The sequence below is a fragment of the Acidobacteriota bacterium genome, from assembly GCA_003696075.1.
Classification (GTDB): Bacteria; Acidobacteriota; Polarisedimenticolia; order J045; family J045; genus J045.
In genome coordinates, this window is the sequence record RFHH01000127.1 from 1 (window position 1) to 20,391 (window position 20,391).

Below are 20,391 nucleotides of genomic sequence, written 5' to 3' on the forward strand. Positions count from 1 at the left end.
GAGCGGGGGCGGCGGGGGACGATCCGGTGGGGACGGCGAACGATCCCCGGCGCGATCTCGACGAGGCCGAGCGCCTGCTGCGGCGCGCCCCCTTCGTGCGCGATCTGGTGTTGCTTCCGCGCGGAGAGGGTCGGCCGTGGGCCGTGGTGTGGCCCGACGAGGCGGCCCTGAGGAAAGGCGGGCACGGCGACGTCTCCCAGCAGCTGCGCTTCTCCCTCGAGACCTCGTCCGTCCGCCTTCCGGTGGGGCTGCGGCCCGCGGGAATCACCGTCGCCCGCGGCCGCGCGCCGAGAAGCCGCGCCGGCGAGGTCGATCGCGCCGCGCTCGCACGGCTCCTCGGTCCGGTCCCGCCGGGCGTGTGGCCGGCCCGCCCGCCGGAGCCCCGGCACCCCCTCCCGGCCGAGTGGGCGCGTGCGCTGGCCGAGGCGCTGCCCGGCGGCGCGCCGGAGGGCGGACTCTGGCGCGAGACTTCGCTCGAACTCGACCTCGGGCTCGACTCGCTCGACCGGGTGACGCTCGCCCTCGCCGCGGCGGAGGCGGCCGGTCGTCCCGCGCCCCCGGACGAGGCGATCGAGCGGGTGACCACGCTGGGAGAGCTGGTCGATCTCGCCGGGGGCCCGCCGCGGGAGCCGGTGCGGCCGCGCCCGGAGCTGGTGTTCGCGGGAGAGCCCGCCTCCGGGTTCTGGCTGCGTCCGGCCCGAGGCACCTGGCCGGCCGTGGCCCTCTGCCGCACCGCCGGCGGCGCCTTGCTGGCCCGGCTGCTGGGGGGCGTGCGCGCGGAGGGGACCGGCGCCGTCGACTGGGACGAGCGCCCCCTCATCTTGGCCGCCAACCACCAATCGCACCTCGATGCGGCCCTCCTCGCGCGCGCGTGCCCGGCGCGCGTGCATCGCCACCTGATGTTCCTCGGCTACACCGGCTACTTCTCGGCCGGCTTCGGCCGGCTGGTGGGCCGGCTCTTTCGCATCTGCCCCGTGAGCGGAGGACCGCGGCTGCTCAGCGGGCTCCGCACCGCCGCGGCCGCCCTCCGGGCCGGTCGCGTGGTCGGGATCTTCCCCGAGGGCGAGCGGACCTGGGACGGATCGCTCCGGCCGCTGCGGAGGGGTGTGGCGTGGCTCGCTCGCCACACGGGGGCGCGGGTCGTGCCGGTGGCGATCGGCGGCGGTTACCAGGCGTGGCCCCGCGGCTGGGGATTCACCCCCCACCCTTACCGGATCCGGTTCGGCGAGCCGCTCGACCCGCCGCCGCCCGACGGGACGGCCGCGGAAGAGGCCCGCTTCCTCGCGGGACTCGCGGGCCGGCTGAGCGACCTTCTGCGGCAGGTGGGACAGGATCCGGTGTCCGGCGATCCGCTCGTCTTCGCCGGCGGTCCTCGTCGCGCCAAGCGGCGCCGGGCCGCGGATCGTCCCGGGCGGGGGGTTCGGGCATAATCCGGCCGGGTTCGCCCCGGCGACGCCTGCCGGGCGGGCCGGGAACGGTTTCGTGAGCGATCTCAGACGGCTCCTCGGTTATCTGGCGGCTTACCGCTGGACCCTCGCCCTCGCGGTGCTCGCCGCTCTGTTCGCCTCGTTCTTCCTCGGGGGCGCCGTGGGGATGCTCAAGGACCTCACCACCGCCCTCGTCGCCGAGAACCCAGCGGCCGCGGAGGCGCCGGCGGTCTCGCCCGTGCCGGCGGAGCGCCTCGTGCCGGAACCACTCGCCCGCCTCCGGCAGGCGCTGGAGCGGCGCTGGACCGCCTGGCGGCGGTGGCTTCTCGCCAAGGGGTACGTCCGCGTCCCGCTCGCCATCGTCTTTCTGTACGTCCTCCGCGCGCTCGCCAGCTTCGTGGCCGTCTACGGGCTGCGGCGCGTCGGGATCCGAACCGTCGCTGGGTTGCGCGAGGAGGTCTACGGCAAGGTCCTTCGCCAGTCGGACGGCTACTTCAGGGCCCATTCGACCGGCGAGATCCTCTCCCGCATCACCAACGACATCGGCCGCCTCCAGTACGCGCTCTCCACCGACATCACCCTGGCCGTCCAATCGATCCCCGTCGTCGTCGTCCTCATCGGCGTGGCCCTCGTCTTCGCCTGGCCGGTCGCCCTCGCCTGCCTGCTGATCGTCCCCGCCTTCGCCTACGCCGCCGGAGCGTTCGGCCGGCGGGTGCGCCGGACGGCCCGGCGGAGCCAGGAACGGGCGGCCAAGGTCGCCGAGCTGATCGAGGAGACGCTGCTGGCGCGGCGCATCGTCCAGGCGTTCGGCGCCGTGGAGCACGAGCTCGGGCGATTCCGGCGCGCGGTGCGGGACCTGATGCGGCAGGATCTCAAGCTCGCCCGCGCGATGGCGGCGACCCAGCCGGTGATGGAGCTCCTCGGGGCCCTGGCGGGCGCGCTGCTGATCATCTACGCGGGGGTCCTGATCCGGCGCGGAACGGTGACCGGGAAAGACGTCCTGGTCGCCATCGTCTCCCTGTTCATCGCCTTTTCGCACCTCAAGCGGCTCGCGCACCTCAACAACACCGTGCAGCAGGCCCTGGCCTCGGCGCGGCGCGTGTTCGAGGTGCTGGACGCGCCGGTGACGATCGCCACCCGCCCGGGGGCCCGACGCGTCGAGCGCTTCGACGACGAGATCCGGTTCGACCGCGTTTGCTACAGCTACGGCCGGGGGCCCGCGCTCGAAGACGTGTCGCTTTCCATCCGGCGGGGGGAGACGCACGCGCTCGTCGGTCCGTCCGGCGCGGGCAAGACCACGCTGGCGATGATGATCCCGCGCTTTCTCGACCCCACCTCCGGCCGCGTGACGCTCGACGGGATCGACCTCCGTGACATCGAACTCGGTTCGCTGCGGCGGCTCGTGGCGCTCGTCACCCAGGAAACGCACCTGTTCGACGACACGGTGCTGGCGAACATCGCCTACGGTCGCCCGGACGCCACCGAGGAGGAGGTGCGCGCCGCCGCGCGCGCGGCGTATGCCGACGGGTTCATCCGCGCCCTGCCGAACGGATACGCCACGAGGCTGGGGGAGCGGGGCGGACAGCTCTCCGCCGGCCAGCGCCAGCGGATCGCCATCGCCCGGGCCTTCCTCAAGGACGCGCCGATCCTCATCCTCGACGAGGCGACCTCGGCGCTGGACGCCGAATCGGAGCGTGCCATCCAGCGCGCCCTGGAGGCGCTGCTCGCCGGCCGGACGGCGATCGTGATCGCCCACCGCCTCGCGACGGTGGCCCGGGCGGACCGCATCCACGTTCTGGATCGCGGGCGGATCGTCGAGGCCGGGCGGCACGAGGAACTCCTCGCGCGCGGTGGCGTCTACGCCCGGCTCCACGCCATGCAGGCCGAACGGGCGAGAGAGCGGTCCGGGAGCTGATGCCTGCGCCCCTTCCGGACGGCGGCCGCGAGTGGCTCGACGCCGAGTGCGAGCGGGTGCTCGTTCGGGGCCGGTGGTCCAAGGCGGACGTGTGGCTCGCCCGCCTGCCGGACGGGCGCCGGGGGGTGGTGAAGGAGTTCCGCGGCAAGCCGTGGCCCGGTCGCTGGTGGGGCCGCCTGCAGATCGCGCGCGAGGCGCGCTTCCTCGCCTTCCTGTCCGATCTCCGCGTGGCGCCCCGGCTGATCGCCCGGCCCCACCCGCTGGTGCTGGTGATGGAGGCGCTGTCGGGCCGGCCGCTGTACCACTGCGAGGGAACGCCGGAGGGGCGGGCCGCTCTCGAGCCGCTGGTGCAGGCGGTCCGGCGCGTGCACGGCGCGGGGGTGGTGCACCTCGACCTCCGCGGCCGCGAGAACGTCCAGCTCGAGCGGGACGGGCGCGTCGTCCTGGTCGACTGGGCCAGCGCGGTGCGCCTGCCGCCCGGAACGGTCCGGCACCGTCTCTTCTTCGGGCCGCTCAGCCGCATCGACGAGTCGGCCCTCGTCAAGTGGCGCCAGAAGCTGGCGCCCGACACGCTCACCGCGGAGGACCGGCGGCTCCTCCGTTCCTTCCGCTTCTGGCGCCGGCTGTGGCCGGTCAAACGACGCGCCGGACGCCGGCGCGGCTGAGGCACGCTCATCGGGGAGGACCGATGCTCGACGGATGGAAGCTGCTCGGTTTCGGCGGCCAGGCGATGTTCTTCTCCCGGTTCCTGGTCCAGTGGATCGTCTCCGAGCGGCGGGGGCAGAGCACCGTCCCGCTGGCCTTCTGGTGGTTCAGCCTGGCGGGCGGAGCGCTCCTGTTCGTCTACGCCGCCCTCGGCATTCACGACCCGGTGTTCAGCCTCGGGCAGGGCCTCGGCCTGGTGATCTACCTGCGCAACCTCGCCCTGATCCGGCGCGAGCGCGCCCGCCGCGGCGGGGACTCCGGAGCTCAGCGCACGTAGTAGCCCTGCCGCGTGCGCGCGGTGACGCCGCGCCGGCGGACCTCGACCCGGATCTTCCGGAAGGTCTCCCCGGGCCTCGCCGGAGGCGGGGTGTAGGCAATGGTGTACTGGTGCCTCAGCTCGTCCAGGATCTCCCGATAGTCGCGCAGCAGCCGCCGGCTCCCCCGCGCGGCGATGAAACGGCCCCCGGTGGATACGGCGATCCTGCGGAGCACCTCCGCCGTGGTCATCCGACCGGTGAAGTCGAGCTGGTGTTCCAGCTCCGGACCGAGACCGATGGTGAAGACCACCAGGTCCCGGTCGTGGGCGTGCCGGAGGGCCTCCTCGAGGGTGTGGAACGAGCCGGGCTCGAGCCCCGACCCGGCCTCGTCGCGGCCGTCGGACAGCAGCACCGCCACGCGACGGGCGGCCGGAGGCGCGGAAGCGGCGAGCTCGGCGGCGTCGTAGACAGCGTCGTAGAGGGCGGTGCCCCCTTTCGACTCGAGCGCGCCGATCGCCGCCCGGGCGGCCGCGCGGTCGGCCCCGAAACCGAGCAGCCGGCGAGGGCGGTCGCTGAAGGCGAGCACCGCGACCGTGTCCTCCGGCGCGAGCTTTTCGATGAAGCCGACCGCCGCCTTCTTGGCGTCCTCCAGCTTCCGGCCCCGCATCGTGAGCGACGTGTCCAGCACGAGCAGCACCGCGAGCGGCACGCCGCCCGCATCGAACCGCTCGATCCGGACGGGCCGGCCTTCGTCGAACACGCGGAAGTCGTCCCGCGTCAGCCCGTCGACGGGCCGGCCCCGGGAGTCGTGGACCGTCACGGCGAGGTTGACGAGACGGACGGAAACCTCGTCCCGAACGACGGGAACCGTCGTCCGCCGCGCGAGCAGGGTCCGCCCGTCATCGAGGCGCACCCGCACCTCGATCACTCGCGCTCCCGTCTCCCCGCCGGCGTCCACGCGCGTCCGGAACGGCGGCGCGTCGAAACGGGCGACCACCCGGCCGTCCAGCGTCACCTCGGCGCCGCGGACGGCGTCGTCCTCGACTCCGAGCACGACGAAGGCGATCGTGGTCTGGCCGAGGATCGCCTCTCCTTCGGAGGGGCTCAGGATCACCACGCGGGGCGCCTCGGCGGCCGGCGCCCACGGGGCGAAGGCGGCGGCGATCAACAGCGGCAGCACGCGTCGCATGGTCGTTTCAACGATGCCACGTTCCCGGCGGGCGCGCGACAGGGCTCCCGGCGCGGGATCGCCGGCGGGGGCTATATTCTCGGGGGCGGAGCGGGAGAGCCGTGCGTACGAGTGCCGTCGTGCTCCTGGTGCTGGTCGTCTTCCTGGCCGCGCTGGCCGGGACGCAGCTCGCACCGCCCGATCTCGGCAGCGTCGACTGGAAGGAGATCGGCGCCCCCGCCGGCGTCACGCCGGAAGAGGTCGCGAGCCTCCGCGAGGAACTCCTCGGGCTGCGAGAGGCGATCCCCGCCAACACGCCCCAGGCGCTGGCTTCGCTGGAGCCCCCCGCGCGGGTCGACCTTTGCGGCCAGCCGCTCCCGCTCGACCGGCCCGAGGTGCGGGAAAGGCTGGCGTACGAGCTGCTCCTCACCGTCGGCAAGCCGTTGATGCCGATGCTGTGGACCCGCCGCGCTCCCGCCGTCCTCCCGGAGATCGAGGCGCGCCTGCGCGAGGCGGGTCTTCCCGACGACCTGAAGTACGTCGCGGTGGCCGAGTCGGACCTGCGCATCACGGTCCGATCGCCGGCGGGCGCGGTCGGTCCCTGGCAGCTGATGAAGGCGACGGCGCGCCGCTACGGCTTGCGGGTGGACCGGTACGTGGACGAGCGGATGGACATCGAGAGAGCCACGGACGCGGCCGCCGCTTACTTCGCGGACCTGTACGAGGAGTTCGGCGACTGGTTCCTCGCGCTCGCCGCCTACAACGCCGGCGAGAACGCCGTCCGGAGCGCCATCGAGGAGCAGGGAAGGCGCGACTACTTCGAGCTGTACCTGCCCGAGGAGACCCGGCGGTACGTCCACCGCGTGGTCGCCGCGAAGCTGGTGTTCGAGCAACCGGAGCGGTACGGCCTCGCCCGCATGACACCGCTTCACGTGCCGCGCTACCGGATCGTGGAGGTCCAGGTCAGACCGGCGCGCGCCGACCTCCGCAAGCTGGCCGCCGAGCACGGCCTCGAGTACGGGGCGCTGCGCCGGGCGAACCCGAAGCTCCTCGGCCCCTGGCTGCCGCGCGGAACCCACCGGCTGCGCGTGCCGGTCGGTTGAGCCGTTCTCAGGAACCGGTTCCGGCGAGAGCGATCTGGCGGGCGCCGCCGAAGCGCGCGTACAGCTCCAGCACCCGCTCGACGTAGCGCAGGGTCGCCGCCCCGTCGGCCCGCCCGTGAGGCAGCGAGGCCGCGATCCCCGGATCCTCGAGCAGGGGAAGCATCCGCTCGACGTTCCCCTCCCAGCGGTCGGGGTCGAGGCCGTGGCGTCGCGCCAGGCGCCTCGCATCGGCGAGGTGCCCGAGCCCCATGTTGTAGGCGGCGAGGACGAACCGGGTCCGGTCCGGCTCCGGAATCTCGTCGAACAGGCCCCGCAGCCAGGCGAGCAGCGCGCTGCCGGCGGCGGCGTTCTGGGCGGGATCGAACGGGTCGTCGATCCCGTAGTGCGCGGCGACGCCCGGCATCACCTGCAGCAGGCCCACCGCCCCGCGCGGGCTGACGACCCACGGGTCGTACCCGGACTCGGCGAAGGAGACGGCGGCGAGCAGGCGCCAGTCGAGCCCGTGGGCGGCCGCGGCGGCGCGGAACAGATCGTCCCACGGCGAGAGCGGCCCCCGGCCGGGCCGCAGCCGGTGTCGCCTGAGCGCCTGGAGCCGGACGGGGTTTTCGAGGTAGCGCTGCTCGAGCGCCGCGATCCGGCCCGCCCGCCGCGCCTCCTCGAGCGCCGCCCCCACCGCGCGCAGGAGGTCGGGAGAGCTGGGCCGGAGCGCCCATCTGACGGGGAAGGGCGGCCCGAGGGGACGGCTCACCTCCAACGGGCCCACGACCGCCGCCTCGAGGCGCCCCCGCGCCTCGTCGAGGAGCGCGAAGTCGTACCGGCGCCGCGCGGCCCCGACCGCCAGCTCCCGCGCGCTCGTCGCCGGGGGAAGGCGGAGGAGCTTCACCGTCCCGCCCGCCTCGTGCACCAGCCGCCGCGCCCAGCGCTCGAGCGCATCGTGCCGCCGCACGGCCAGGGTCCGGCCCCTCAGGTCGGCCGCCGAACGCACCGCGGCGGCCCCGCGGCCGACCACCACCGGCCGCATCGCTTCGATCGGGGGCGTCCAGGCGAGCCCTCCCAGCACCGGGCGGGGCCCGGGGTCGGCGAGGGCGATGAGGTCCACCGAGCCCTCGCGCAGTCGCCGGATCGCCAGCGCCGCCCCGCGGACCGGCACGATCTCCGCGCGCACCGCCAGGCGCGAAGCCACCTCGCGGGCGAGTTCGTAGGCGAACCCTTCCGGTTGGCCGCGCCGCCGGGCGAACCCGACCTCGTCGGGGACGACCGCGACCCGGAGGATCCCCTCCCGGCGCACCTCGGCTAGGTCGCGCCGCGCCTCCTCCGGCACCGGGAAGGCCGCCGGCGGCGCGGGGCGCCAGGCCACAAGCGCCGAGGCGGCCGCCCAGACACCCGCCGATACGGCGGCGGCGAGCAGGGCGGCGGGAAGCGGTCGGCTACGGGTGGGCATCGGGATTCCGTCGGGCACGGAAAGAGAACACCGGGGCGCTGCCGCCCCGGTCGCCGGGAGTCGGCACGGTTATACCACGACCGGCACGAGGCGGTCCAAACCGATCAGTAAGCCCGAGCGAAGACCACGCGCCGGCGGGCCGGCTTCCCGGTGAGGATGCAGGGCCCGGGGTCCTCCGGGGCGTCGAACGGCACCACCCGGACGGTCGCCTTCGTCCGCTCCTGGATCTGGGCCTCTTCCTCCGGGCCCCCGGCGAACCGGGCCCGGACGAAGCCGCCCTCGTCCAGCGCCGCCTCGAACTCTTCCATCGTCTCGACGTCCTTGGTGGCGGCGTCCCGCCGCGCCTTGGCGGCTTCGAACATCTCCCGCTGGATCCGGTCGAGCGCCTCGGAGACCCTGGCCGGCAGGTCCTCCTGGGGCAGCGGCGTTTTGGATCGGTCGAGCCGCGACACGGCGACGACCTGGCCGCTGTCGAGATCGCGGGGTCCCAACTCGAGCCGGAGGGGCACGCCCTTCAGTTCCCACTCCGCATACTTGAAGCCCGGGTTCACGTTGTCGCGCCCGTCGACCCGGACGGCGATCCCCGCCCGCTCGAGGGCAGCGGCGAGTTCGCCGGCCCTCGCCAGGGTCCGGCGCTGCTGGTCGGCGTTCCGCCAGATCGGCACGATCACCGTCTGGACCGGGGCGACGCGGGGCGGAAGCACCAGTCCGTCGTCGTCGCCGTGCGACATCACCAGGGCTCCGATCAGCCGCGTGCTCACGCCCCACGACGTGTTCCAGACGTACTCCCAGCTCCCCGAGCTGGTCTGGTACTTCACGTCGAACGCCTTGGCGAAGTTCTGCCCCAGATCGTGCGTCGTCCCGGCCTGGAGGGCCTTGCCGTCCTGCATCAGCGCCTCGATGCAGTAGGTCGTCAGGGCGCCGGCGAACTTCTCGCGCTCCGTCTTGGTTCCCGTGAGCACCGGGATCGCGAGGTACTCCTCGGCGAACCGGCGGTAGACCTCGAGCATCCGGAGCGCCTCCTCCTGCGCCTCCTCGTGGGTGGCGTGCGCGGTGTGCCCTTCCTGCCACAGGAACTCGGTCGTCCGCAGGAAGAGCCGCGTCCGCATCTCCCAGCGCACGACGTTCGCCCACTGGTTGTACAGGAGCGGAAGATCGCGCCACGACTGGATCCACTTGGCGAACATCGCGTAGATGATCGTCTCGGACGTGGGCCGGACGATCAGCTCCTCTTCCAGCGCGCTCTCCGGGTCGGGAACCACCGCGTTCCGCCCCCGCTCGCCCGTGGCCGTCAGGCGGGTGTGGGTGACGATCGCGCACTCCTTGGCGAACCCTTCCACGTGCTCCGCCTCGCGGGCGAGGAAGGACTTCGGGATGAACAGCGGGAAGTAGGCGTTGACGTGCCCGGTCTCCTTGAACATCCGGTCCAGGATCCGCTGCATGTTCTCCCAGAGCGCGTACCCGTGCGGGCGGATCACCATGCAGCCCTTCACCGGGCTGTAGTCGGCGAGCGTGCTGCGGACGACGACGTCGGTGTACCAGCGGGCGTAGTCGGTCGCTCTCGGCGTGATCTCCTTGGCCACGGCTCGTTCTCCAGACGGTGGAAAGCCCCGTGTCTACCAGCCCCGCCGTCGCCCGGCAAGCGGCGCCGTCAGCGGTGCCGCTCCGCCTCCCCGGTCATCGGGACGAAGCGGACATCCCCCTGGGTGAAGCGGCGGATCCGGCCGTCCTCGGTCTTCTCCACCACGAGGAGCTGCTGGGAGGCGCCCCCCACCGGGATGACGAGGCGGCCGCCGGGGGCGAGCTGCTCGATGAGCGGCTCCGGCACGCTCCTCGGGGCGGCGGCGACGATGATCACGTCGTAGGGCGCGTGCTCCGGCCACCCGGCGAAGCCGTCCGCGCAGCGCACCTCGACGTTGTCGTAGCCGAGCCGGGCGAGCCGTTCCCGCGCTTCGTCCGCCAGGTCGCACAGGATCTCCACGCTGTAGACCTTGTCGACGATGGTGGCGAGGACGGCGGCCTGGTACCCCGAACCGGTGCCGACGTCGAGCGCGACCTTCCCCGGCGCCGCGCGCGCCAGTTGCGTCATCAGCGCCACGATGTAGGGCTGCGAGATCGTCTGCCCGTGGCCGATCGGCAGCGGGCTGTCCTGGTAGGCGGCGTCCCGCAGCCCCTCCGGGACGAAGAGATGGCGGGGCACGCGCCGCATCGCGTCGAGCACCACGGGATCGGTGATGTCCCGGCTGGCGAGCTGCCGCTCCACCATCAGTTCGCGCAGGCGCGCGTAGCGGGCCTCGTCCCCGCCGCCGGGCGCACCGGCCGCGCATGCGGCCACCAGCATCAGGCCCATCGCCAGCATCCCCGCGGGCAACAGTGTCGCGTTCACCGTCGTGCTCCTTCGTGCCGGCGCGGGCGCCGCGCCGCGCTGCAGCGATTCTATCGGAGCCGCCCCGGCCCCTCCGGCCGGGCGCGCTCTTCGATCCGGCGCGCGGCCCGGTGGGCCGCCCTGAGCGGTTCCGGGATTCGGAAGCGCGGCGAGCAGGCCAGGACGATCGCCACGGCCGTTTCGAGGCTCACCCGGTGGCCGACGGAGACGAACACGGGCCGGACTCCCGTTCGGGTCCGCACCGCCGCGCCGACGGTCTCGCCCCGGTCGATGACCGGGGCGACCGAGCCCCGCTCGGGTCCCGGCTCGGCGAAACGTCCGACGAGCGGAGACTTCGCGACGCCGATCGTGGGAAGGTCGGCCGCCACCCCGATGGCGCAGGCGAGGCCGAAGCGGCGCGGATGCGCGAGACCGTGGCCGTCGACCAGGAGCACGTCCGGGAGGACGGACACCGCTTCGAGCAGCTCCAGCACCGGGCCGGCCTCTCTCTCCGCGAGGCGGCCGGGGCGGTACGGCGCCGCGACGCGGAACTCGCCGCTCGCCAGGCACACCGGCTCGCCGTCGAACGGGGCCCGCATCACCGCGAGCGCGACGCGCCCGATCCGATCGTCGCGGCTGTAGGCGGCGTCCGCCCCGCCCACGGTCCGGGGCGGGTTCGCCGGCAGCCGGTCCCGGGCGACGACGGCCGCCGTCGCGAGACCGGGTGCGGCGGGCGAGGTCCGACCCATGGCTCACAGCCTACCGCCGCCGTCGCCGCGACGCGGCCGGTCGGGCATAATCACCGCTCCGCCCGCGGCCCTCCCGGAGGGAGAGCGCGCCCGCGCGGGGCGGGGGACGAACCGCGTGCCGAGAGAATGGCTGGCTCTCGCGGCGCTCGCCGCCGGTCTCGCCGCGGCGCCCGGCTGCGCGCCGGCGCGACCGGTTCTGGAGAAGACCGCCGGTCGCTTCTTCGCCGCCGTCCAGAAGCGCGACTTCGCCGAGCTGGCCCGCGTCGACGCCTCGGCCCCGCCCGAGCGGAAGGGCCCGGTGTTCCACACCTGGAAGCGCCAGGTTCGGGGCGTGCTCGACAGCTACGAGTCGATGCGGGAAGAGGGGCGGCTGGAGCCGGACCCCTCCGGCTACCTGGTGGTCCGAGCGACCATGCTCGGCGCGGGAACCTACTGGGAGACCGTTTCCCTGCGGGGGGGACGCCGGGCCCCGGTCCTCCGGATCCGGCTGAACTTCGGCTACGGTGAGATCCCGTACGGGACGCTGCCGGCGGGCACCGAGATCTTCCTCCTCGCCGCCCCGCTGGGCACCATCCACCGCGCCGTGCTCGGACAGGGAGCGGTGCACGAGTTCGATGTGCTCGAGCACCTCGACGTCGAGGTTTCCTTCGCCCGCCCCGAGCTGGTGGCGCCCGGCGACGAGAAGCTCAAGGTCTCGCGCGTGACGTGGCTCCCCGATACGGCGAGGTCGCGTCACGTCCGGTGGATCTTCTGATGGCGTGGGGACGGCGCCCGCGCATCGGACTCGCCCTGGGCGGGGGCGCCGCGAGGGGCCTCGCCCATCTCGGCGTCCTCGAGGTTCTGGAGGAAGAAGGGCTGGCGCCGGTGGCGGTGGCGGGGACGAGCGTCGGCGCCCTCATCGGGGGGATCTGGCTCACCGCCGGGTCGGCCGAGGCCTCGATCGACCGCGTGCAGGCCTTCGTCCGATCGCCCGATTACCGCAAGGCCGAGCTCGAGTACCTCTCGAAGGCCCGGATCGGCGAACCGTCGGGGTGGGCCGCGATGATCGGGCGGGTCATGCGGCGGGGGGTCTTCTACGGCCGGGCCTTCCTGAACCGCTCCTTCGTCTCCCAGGAGGCCTACCGGCACAACATCGACCACCTCCTTCCGGACATCGCCATCGAACAGCTCCCGGCTCCCCTCGCCGTCGTCGCCACCGACCTGATGACGGGCGACCCCGTGGTCTTCCGCCGGGGACCGCTGCGCGACGCCGTCGCCGCCTCCGGTGCCGTCCCGGGCGTGATGCCGCCCCAGGAGATCGACGGCCGCGTGCTGATCGACGGCGGTCTGTCGGAGAAGATCCCCGCGCGGGCGCTCCTCGCCGCGGACGTGGACATCATCGTCGGTGTCGACGTGTCGAGCGTCCTCAGCCCCGATCCCGCCGTCGAACGCGGGTTGGAGGTGATCACGCGCGCCCACCAGCTCACCGAGTGGAACCTCCGCCGCACCCGCAACGCGCTGTGCGACGTGCTCATCCGGCCGGAGGTCCAGGACATCAACTGGCTCAACTTCTCGGGGGCGCGCCCGGCGATCCGGCGCGGGCGCGCGGCCGCCGAGCGGGCCCTCCCGCTCATCCGCGAGGCGCTGCGCCGGGCGCGGATCGCCCGGGCCGTGGGGCTGTCGCGGCGCCAGCGGGCGGAGCGCCTGGCGCGCGCCGGCTGGTTCGGCGTGCCGCTCGAGGAGATCTGACCGTGGGGCGCTGGCCGGCACCGTGGCCGACCTCGGTCCATCTCATCGGGGTGGGCGGGGTGGCGATGTCGTCGCTGGCGGTGCTGCTCGCCCGCCGCGGGGTGAGCGTGACCGGTTCCGACCGGGACGTCTACCCGCCCGCATCGGAGCTGCTCGCGCGGGCCGGGATCGAACCCCGCACCCCCTACTCGCCGTCGAACCTCCCCTCCCGGCCGGACCTGGTGATCGTCGGCAACGCGGTGTCGCCGGGCAACGAGGAGCTCGACGCCGTCCTGGAGCGGGACTGGCCGCTGGCGTCGATGGCGGAGGTGGTGGAGCGGCTCCTGGTGCCCGGCCGCCGGCCGCTGGTGGTGGCCGGGACCCACGGCAAGACGACCACCGCCAGCCTTCTCGCCTGGCTGCTCCACGACGGCGGCCGCGATCCCTCGTTCCTCGTCGGTGGCCTGCCGGGCAACTTCGACTGCGGCTCCCGGCTCGGCGGCGGCCCGGACCTCGTGCTCGAAGGCGACGAGTACGACACCGCGTTCTTCGACAAGGGGCCGAAGTTCCTCCACTACTGGCCCCGGATCGCGGTGCTGGGAACGGTGGAGTTCGACCACGCGGACATCTACCGCGACGCGGACGAGGTCACACGGGCTTTCTCGTGGCTGGTCCGTCTCGTTCCCCGGGACGGCACCCTCGTCTACGACGCCGACGACGCGGCGGCGGCCCGCCTCGCCGCCGCCGCCCGGTGCCGGCGGATCGCGGTCGGCCTCGCCGCGGATGCCGACCTGTCGCTCGCCGACCGCGAGGACCGCTCCGGGGGCCAGCGGTTCACCGTGCTCGCCGGAGGGAAGCCCGCCGGTGCGGTCCGGCTCGCGCTGCCGGGTGTGCACAACGCCAAGAACGCTCTCGCCGCGCTCGCCGCGGCGCGCGCGGCCGGGCTGCCGCTCGAGCGGGCGCTGGCGAGCCTGCCGCGGTTCCGCCCGCCGCGCCGGCGGATGGAGCGCGTCGGGGAGGGGCGCGGTGTGGTCGTGTACGACGACTTCGCGCACCACCCGACGGCCGTGCGGCTCACGCTCGAGGCGGCCCGGTCGCTCGTCCCCGCGGGCGGGAGGCTGGTGGCCTGCCTCGAGCCGCGCTCGAACACGATGGTGCGCGCCATCGTCCGCGCGCCCCTCGAGGACGCCCTCTCCCGGGCGGACCGGGTGGTGCTCGGGCCCGTCGACCGCCCGGAGCGCTTCGCGCCGGAGGAGCGCCTCGACGTCGCCTCCCTGGCCGCCGGGCTCCGGTCGAGGGGTGTCCCGGCCGACGGGCCGTTGCCCCCGGAGCGGATCGCCGACCTGCTGCTCGGAGAGCTCGCACCCGGCGACCGGGTCGTTGTGATGAGCAACGGCGGCTTCGGCGGCCTGGCGCGGCGGCTGGTCGAGCGGCTCCGCGGCTGACGCTCGCGGCGGCGGGGGCGGAGCGCGGCTCGCTAGAATGGCCGCGGAGATCCCCGGATGCCGCCGAGACTGGGAGCGCACATGTCGATCGCCGGAGGCGTCGACAAGGCCGTGGAGCGGGCCGGGAGCGCCGGCTGCGAGGCGCTCCAGCTGTTCACCCGTTCCACGGGACAGTGGGCCGCCCGGCCGCTCGCGGCGGCGGAGATCGCGCGGTTCCGGCGGGGCGTGAAGCGGCTGGGGCTTCGTCCCGTGCTGGTCCACGACTCGTACTTGATCAATCTCGCCTCGCCCGAACGGGCGCTCTGGCGGCGGTCGGTCGCCGCCCTGGTGGACGAGATCGACCGGTGCGAGGCGCTCGGGGCGTCCTACCTGGTGGTGCACCCCGGGGCGCACATGGGGTCGGGGGAGGAAGCGGGGATCGACCGGATCGCCCGCGGGCTCGACCGGATTCACGCGGCGCGCCCGCGCGCGCGGGTGCGGGTGCTCCTGGAGACGACCGCTGGTCAGGGAACGACCTTGGGGCACCGCTTCGAGCAGCTGGCCGCCGTCATCCGGCGCGTCGACGACCCGGAGCGGGTCGGCGTCTGCGCCGACACGGCGCACCTGTACGCCGCCGGGTACGACATCGGCACCGCCGAGGGCTGGCGGAGGACCTGGGAGGCGTTCGATGCCGTCCTCGGGCTGGAAAGGCTGGCGGCGCTCCACGTCAACGATTCGAAGCGGCCGCTCGGCTCGCGCGTCGACCGCCACGAGCACATCGGCCGCGGCGCGATTCCGTTCGGGGCGTTCGTCCGGCTGATGAACGACCCGGCGTTCGACGGGCTGCCCGCCGTCCTGGAAACGCCGAAAGGAAGGGATCTGGTCGAGGACCGGGAGAACCTCGCGGTGCTCCGCGCCCTCGCCGGCCGGCGCCGCGCCCCCTCCCGCAGCCTCGCCGAGAGATGGCGCGCCGACGCGCGGCGGGAGGCGGCGGGGTGACGGGCGTCGCGCGCAGGCCGCCGCGCGGGCGGCCGGCGGCGTGGCTCGGCCGGGCGGCGGAGCCGTGGGCTTCCGCGGCGCGGAGGAGGCTCCGCGTCGCGGAGCTGTTCGCCTCCATCCAGGGAGAAGGGACGCGCGCCGGCCTGCCCACGGTCTTCGTCCGGTTCACGGGGTGCGCCCTCCGCTGTTCGTGGTGCGACACCGCGTGGGCCTTCCGCGAGGGCACCTGGCGAAAGGCGGGGGAGATCGCGCGGGAGGTGGAGGCCTCCGGGCTGGCCCACGTGTGCCTGACGGGCGGGGAGCCGCTGCTCCAGCCGGGCGTCGTCCCGCTCGCCCGGCACCTGGCGGAGGATCTCGGGCTCGACGTCGTGGTGGAGACGGGCGGGGATCAGGACATCTCGGTGCTGCCGCCTTCCGTGGTGAGGATCCTGGACGTCAAGCTGCCCTCCTCGGGCATGCACGAGCGCATGGATCCGGAGAACCTCCGGCGGCTGTCCGAGCGGGACGAGGTGAAGTTCGTGATCGCCGACCGAACCGACTACGAAGCGGCGCGCCGGATCCTGCGGCGCGATCTGGCGTCGTTCCGGGGGGCGGTGCTGTTCGCGCCGGCGCACGGGCTTTGCGCGCCGGAGCGCCTGGCCGGATGGATGCTCGAGGACCGCCTGCCGGCGCGGCTCCAGATCCAGATCCACAAGGCGATCTGGCCGGGGCGGGATCGGGGGATCTGACATGCGCGGCAAGCCGCTGGCGGTGGTGCTCCTCTCCGGTGGGCTCGATTCGTGCGTCACGGCGGCGCTGGCGGCGCGCGAGCACGACCTCGCCCTCCTGCACGCCAGCTACGGCCAGAGGACGGCGGCGCGGGAGAGGAGGTCGTTCGAAGCGATCGCGGAGCGGCTCGGCGTTCCGCCCGAGCGGCGGCGGATCGTCGATCTTCGATTCCTGCACGAGCTCGGCGGCTCGGCGCTGACCGACCCCTCCCGGCCGATTCCGGAAGGTCCGCCGGGTCCGGGGATCCCGCCGACGTACGTCCCGTTCCGCAACGCCCACCTGCTCGCCGCCGGCGTCTCCTGGGCGGAGGTGATCGGAGCGCGGGCGGTGTACATCGGGGCGGTCGAGCAGGACAGCTCCGGCTACCCCGACTGCCGGGCGGCTTTCCTCGAGGCGTTCGAGCGCGCCGTGCAGCTCGGCACGCGCGCGGGTCGCTCGCTCGAGATCCGCGCCCCGCTGGTCGGCCTCAGAAAGCACGAGATCGTTCGGCTCGGAGCGGAGGCGGGGGCGCCTTTCGATCTGACGTGGTCCTGCTACCGGAACGACGATGTGGCCTGCGGCCGCTGCGAGTCGTGCTGGCTCCGGCGGGAGGCCTTCCGGCGCGCCGGGATCGAGGACCCGGTGCCCTACGCGTCATGAGCGCCGGCCCGAGCTGGAGGTCCCGGGTGGGACTGATCGCCGGCGCCGCCCTGTTCGCGGCCGCGGCGGCCTTCCCGGCGGGAGGTGCCGAGGCCGAGCCGGCGCGGCGGATGGCGGGGGTGGCCCTCCTGATGGCGGCCTGGTGGATCAGCGAGGCGATTCCGCTGGGCGCCACCGCGCTCGTTCCGGTCTTCGCCCTTCCGGTTCTCGGGATCCTCCCGGCGCGGCAGGTGTGCGCGCGGTACGGCGATCCGCTGATCCTTCTCTTTCTGGGGGGGTTCTTGATGGCGCGCGCCCTCGCCCGCTGGCGGATCGACCGGCGGCTCGCCCTGGGCATCGTGGCGCTGATGGGCGAGCGCCCCTCGCGGATCCTGTTCGGCCTGATGGCGGCCACCGCCCTGCTGTCGATGTGGGTGAGCAACTCGGCCACCGCGGCGATGATGATGCCGGTCGGCCTCGCGCTGGTGGGACACGCGGCGTCGCTCGTCTCCGCCCGCAGCCCCGAGGCCGACGTCTCGCCGGGCCGCTTCCGCTTCGGCACCGCGGTCATGCTCGGGATCGCCTACGCCGCCTCCATCGGCGGCGTCGGCACGCTGATCGGCTCGCCGCCCAATCTGGTCTTCGCCGGCATCGTCGAGGAGCAGACCGGCGTGCCGGTGACCTTCGTCCGCTGGATGGCCGTGGGGCTGCCGCTGATGCTCGTGATGCTCCCGGCGGCCTGGCTGTGGCTCGTGCGCGGCGCGTTCCCGCCGGAGCTCGACCGGCTCCCCGGCGGCCGGCGGATCGTGCGCGAGCAGCTCGCCGCCCTCCCGCCGATGGGAGCCGCCGGGAGGAGGACGATCGCGGTCATCCTCGCCGCGGCGCTGGCGTGGGTGACGCGGCCCCTGTGGGAGGAGGCGCTCGTCGGCGCCGGGCAACTCCACGACGGGGCGATCGCCGCCGCGGCTGCCGTCGCGCTGTTCCTCCTTCCCGACGGGCAGGGGGGGCGGCTGCTCGACCGCCGCGTGTTCGGTGAACTTCCCTGGGAGGTCCTGCTCCTGTTCGGCGGCGGGCTGGCGCTCGCGGAGGGATTCAAGGCGAGCGGGCTCGACCAGCGGATCGGCGGCACGGCGGTCGCCCTCGCCGGAATCCCGCTCCCACTCTTCGTCGTCCTGGTGGGGGCGGTCGTGATGCTGCTCACCGAGTTCACGTCCAACACGGCGACGACGGCGATGGTCCTCCCGCTGCTGCTCGCCGCTTCCGGCCCGCTGGGGACCGAACCGGTGCGGCTGATGCTGCCGGCCGCCCTGGCCGCCTCGATGGCCTTCATGATGCCGGCGGCGACGCCGCCGAACGCGATCGTCTTCGGGACCGGCTATGTCACCATCCCCCAGATGGTGCGGGCCGGCGTCGTGACGAACACGATCGCCCTCGCGGTCATCGCCCTGCTCACCGAGTCGCTTTCTCCGGTCCTCTTCTGACCGCCATGGACGTCTCCCTCTTCGACTACGACCTGCCGCCGGAGCGGATCGCCCAGGAGCCCGCCGAGCCGCGGGAATCGGCGCGACTGCTCGTGCTCGACCGGTCGGACGGAAGCCTCGCGCATCGGTCCGTCTCCGACCTTCCGGAACTGCTCGCTCCCGGCGATCTGCTCGTCGTCAACGACACCCGGGTGGTCCCCGCCCGTCTCTTCGGCCGCCGCTCCACCGGAGGGCGGGTGGAGCTGCTGGTGACCGACCCGCTGGCCGGCGGCCCGTTTCCGGCGCTGGTCCGCTCGTCGCGCCCGCTGCGCGCGGGGGAGCGCATCGAGCTGCCCGGCGGCAACGCGGCGATCGTCGAACGGGCCCCCGGCCCCGAGGGCCGCGCCCTCGTACGGTTCGACGGTCCGCTCACCCCGGAGCGGCTCTTCGAGCGCCACGGGCGTCCGCCGCTGCCGCCCTACATCAAGCGGTCTCCCGACGACCCGCGCCTGGGGCGCGACCGGGTCCGCTACCAGACGGTCTACGCGCGGGTTCCCGGAGCGGTCGCGGCGCCGACCGCCGGACTTCACCTCGGCGAGCCCCTGCTCCAGCGCCTCGAGGAGCGCGGTGTCCGGATCGCCCGGGTGACGCTGCACGTGGGCGAGGGCACGTTCCGCCCGCTCGCCGCGACCGACACCCGCGACGTGGAACTGCACGGCGAGCGGTACGACGTTCCCGAGGCGGCCTCCCGGGCGATCGCCGAAACGAGGCGGCGCGGCGGCCGGGTGGTGGCCGTCGGCACGACCGTGGTGCGCGCGCTCGAGTCCCGGCCGCCGGCTCCCGGCGGGGAACCCCGGCCGGGCGGCGGCGTCACGCGACTGTTCATCGCGCCCGCCGAGGACGATCCTCCCGGCGGGCGGCCGTTCGCCTACGTCGACGCGCTGCTCACCAACTTTCATCTGCCGCGCTCCTCCCTGCTGATGCTCGTCGCCGCGTTCGCCGGGAGGGAGAGGGTGCTCGCCGCCTACCGCGAGGCCGTCGCGCGCGGCTACCGTTTCTACTCCTACGGCGATGCGATGCTGGTGATCTGATGGCGAGGGCGGACGAAGAGCGGCCGCTGCGGTTCACCGTCCTGGCCGAGGACGGAACCGCCAGGTGCGGGGAGATCGAAACGCGCCGGGGGGTGGTGCCGACCCCCGCGTTCATGCCGGTCGGCACGCGCGGCGCCGTCAACGGCCTGCTTCCGGACGAGGTGCGCACGCTCGGGGCGTCGATCATCCTCGCCAACACGTACCACCTTCACGTCCGGCCCGGCGAGGAGCGGATCCGGCGGCTGGGCGGCCTGCACGCCTTCTGCGGCTGGGACGGGCCGATCCTCACCGACTCCGGCGGCTACCAGGTCTTCTCCCTCGCCGGCCTGCGGTCGATCGACGACGACGGCGTCGTCTTCAACGACGACGTCGAGGGGACCCGCCGGAGGCTCACCCCCGAGTCCGCGATCCGGATCCAGGAGGCGCTGGGATCGGACCTGATGATGCCGCTCGACGATTGCACCGGCGCGCCGGCCGACCGCGGAGAGGCGCGCCGGGCCATGGAACGGACGCTGCGCTGGCTCCCGCGGGCCGTCGCGGCCCGGTCGGACCGCACCGCGGCGCTGTTCGGCATCGTGCAGGGAGGGGTGTTCGAGGATTTGCGGCGCGAGAGCCTGGAGCGGACGGTCGCGCACGATCTCGACGGGTACGCCGTCGGCGGGGTCTCGGTGGGGGAGCGGCGGGAGGAGGCCCGGGCGGTGGTGGCCCTCACCGGCCCGCTCCTGCCGCGCGACCGCCCGCGCTACCTGATGGGGATCGGCCGGCCGGAGGACCTCGTCGAAGCCGTCGCGCACGGCTTCGACCTGTTCGACTGCGTGCTTCCGACGCGGCACGGCCGCACGGCGCAGCTGTTCACCTCGCGCGGCACGCTCAACATGCGCAACGCGCGCCACAGCGACGACCCGCGGCCGGTCGACGAGGAGTGCGCCTGCCCCGTCTGCCGCCGGTTCAGTCGTGCCTACCTGCGCCATCTGTACACGACCGGGAACATGCTCGGGCCCCGGGCCGGCACGATCCACAACCTCCACTTCTATCTCGACCTGATGCGGCGGATGCGCGAGGCGATCGCGAGTGGAACGTTCGACGCCTTCCGCCGCGCCTTCCACGCGCGTCTCGCGGCCGGCGAAAACGGGGGCTGACGGGCCTCCGCGCCGTTTCGCGGTAAGGTACGGGCCCGCCCCGCGCGCGACCGCG

Annotated in this window: 19 protein-coding genes; 14 read left to right on the forward strand and 5 right to left on the reverse strand. The window is 74.2% G+C overall.

Features of this window, described 5'->3' with window-relative positions; genetic code table 11:
* From D6718_08380 to D6718_08395, 4 genes are all read left to right on the forward strand, one after another.
* The coding region (locus D6718_08380; protein RMG45078.1) for a 1-acyl-sn-glycerol-3-phosphate acyltransferase at positions 1-1,430 on the forward strand (1,430 nt) is incomplete at its 5' end.
* Between the two features lie 52 nt (positions 1,431-1,482).
* Positions 1,483-3,342: an ABC transporter ATP-binding protein gene (locus D6718_08385; GenBank protein RMG45079.1), complete on the forward strand. Its 1,860-nt coding sequence runs from the start codon at positions 1,483-1,485 to the stop codon at positions 3,340-3,342.
* A complete protein-coding gene (locus D6718_08390; protein RMG45080.1) occupies positions 3,342-4,007 on the forward strand; it encodes a hypothetical protein in 666 nt (221 codons plus the stop codon). Before D6718_08385 ends, D6718_08390 begins: the two co-directional genes overlap by 1 nt.
* Before the next feature lie 23 nt (positions 4,008-4,030).
* The gene (locus D6718_08395) at positions 4,031-4,324 is read left to right on the forward strand and encodes a hypothetical protein (GenBank protein RMG45081.1); all 294 of its coding nucleotides are present in this window, start codon (positions 4,031-4,033) and stop codon (positions 4,322-4,324) included.
* Here D6718_08395 and D6718_08400 read toward each other — a convergent pair.
* Positions 4,312-5,493, reverse strand: a complete 1,182-nt coding sequence (locus D6718_08400) for a VWA domain-containing protein (GenBank protein RMG45082.1) — start codon at positions 5,491-5,493, stop codon at positions 4,312-4,314. The two genes, D6718_08395 and D6718_08400, sit on opposite strands and share 13 nt — an antisense overlap.
* Before the next feature lie 119 nt (positions 5,494-5,612).
* On the opposite strand from D6718_08400, the gene D6718_08405 reads away from it, so the two are divergent.
* The gene (locus D6718_08405) at positions 5,613-6,575 is read left to right on the forward strand and encodes a lytic transglycosylase domain-containing protein (GenBank protein RMG45083.1); all 963 of its coding nucleotides are present in this window, start codon (positions 5,613-5,615) and stop codon (positions 6,573-6,575) included.
* 7 nt (positions 6,576-6,582) lie between these two features.
* On the opposite strand, the gene D6718_08410 is transcribed toward D6718_08405, so the two are convergent.
* The 4 genes from D6718_08410 to D6718_08425 all read right to left on the reverse strand — a co-directional run bounded on the left by D6718_08410 (position 6,583) and on the right by D6718_08425 (position 11,130).
* The gene (locus D6718_08410) at positions 6,583-8,034 is read right to left on the reverse strand and encodes a hypothetical protein (GenBank protein ID RMG45084.1); all 1,452 of its coding nucleotides are present in this window, start codon (positions 8,032-8,034) and stop codon (positions 6,583-6,585) included.
* 86 nt (positions 8,035-8,120) lie between these two features.
* A complete protein-coding gene (locus D6718_08415; protein ID RMG45085.1) occupies positions 8,121-9,599 on the reverse strand; it encodes a proline--tRNA ligase in 1,479 nt (492 codons plus the stop codon).
* A 68-nt stretch (positions 9,600-9,667) separates the two neighbouring features.
* Positions 9,668-10,375 (reverse strand): protein-L-isoaspartate(D-aspartate) O-methyltransferase, encoded by a 708-nt coding sequence (locus D6718_08420; protein RMG45101.1) that lies wholly within the window; start codon positions 10,373-10,375, stop codon positions 9,668-9,670.
* A gap of 77 nt (positions 10,376-10,452) precedes the next feature.
* On the reverse strand, positions 10,453-11,130 hold the full coding sequence (locus D6718_08425) for an endonuclease V (GenBank protein RMG45086.1): 678 nt from the start codon (positions 11,128-11,130) through the stop codon (positions 10,453-10,455).
* A gap of 115 nt (positions 11,131-11,245) precedes the next feature.
* Between D6718_08425 and D6718_08430 the strand changes: the two genes are divergently transcribed.
* The 9 genes from D6718_08430 to D6718_08470 are packed head-to-tail and all read left to right on the forward strand — an operon-like array spanning position 11,246 to position 20,336.
* On the forward strand, positions 11,246-11,884 hold the full coding sequence (locus tag D6718_08430) for a hypothetical protein (GenBank protein ID RMG45087.1): 639 nt from the start codon (positions 11,246-11,248) through the stop codon (positions 11,882-11,884).
* A complete protein-coding gene (locus D6718_08435) occupies positions 11,872-12,858 on the forward strand; it encodes a hypothetical protein (GenBank protein ID RMG45088.1) in 987 nt (328 codons plus the stop codon). Before D6718_08430 ends, D6718_08435 begins: the two co-directional genes overlap by 13 nt.
* Positions 12,859-12,860: 2 nt before the next feature.
* Positions 12,861-14,282 carry a hypothetical protein gene (locus D6718_08440; GenBank protein ID RMG45089.1) on the forward strand — a complete coding sequence of 474 codons (1,422 nt, stop codon included), beginning with the start codon at positions 12,861-12,863 and terminating at the stop codon, positions 14,280-14,282.
* Between the two features lie 57 nt (positions 14,283-14,339).
* Positions 14,340-15,260, forward strand: a complete 921-nt coding sequence (locus D6718_08445) for a deoxyribonuclease IV (protein ID RMG45090.1) — start codon at positions 14,340-14,342, stop codon at positions 15,258-15,260.
* Entirely contained in the window at positions 15,224-15,988 is a 765-nt protein-coding gene (locus D6718_08450) for a radical SAM protein (GenBank protein ID RMG45091.1), read from the forward strand. The genes D6718_08445 and D6718_08450 overlap by 37 nt, the downstream gene beginning before the upstream one ends.
* A gap of 1 nt (position 15,989) precedes the next feature.
* Positions 15,990-16,667, forward strand: coding sequence for a 7-cyano-7-deazaguanine synthase QueC (gene queC / locus D6718_08455; GenBank protein ID RMG45092.1), 678 nt, complete (start codon positions 15,990-15,992; stop codon positions 16,665-16,667).
* A complete protein-coding gene (locus D6718_08460) occupies positions 16,664-18,127 on the forward strand; it encodes an SLC13/DASS family transporter (GenBank protein ID RMG45093.1) in 1,464 nt (487 codons plus the stop codon). The genes queC and D6718_08460 overlap by 4 nt, the downstream gene beginning before the upstream one ends.
* 5 nt (positions 18,128-18,132) lie before the next feature.
* Positions 18,133-19,197, forward strand: a complete 1,065-nt coding sequence (gene queA / locus D6718_08465) for a tRNA preQ1(34) S-adenosylmethionine ribosyltransferase-isomerase QueA (protein ID RMG45094.1) — start codon at positions 18,133-18,135, stop codon at positions 19,195-19,197.
* Between the two features lie 26 nt (positions 19,198-19,223).
* Positions 19,224-20,336, forward strand: a complete 1,113-nt coding sequence (locus tag D6718_08470; GenBank protein ID RMG45102.1) for a tRNA guanosine(34) transglycosylase Tgt — start codon at positions 19,224-19,226, stop codon at positions 20,334-20,336.
* The last annotated feature ends 55 nt before the right edge of the window (positions 20,337-20,391 follow it).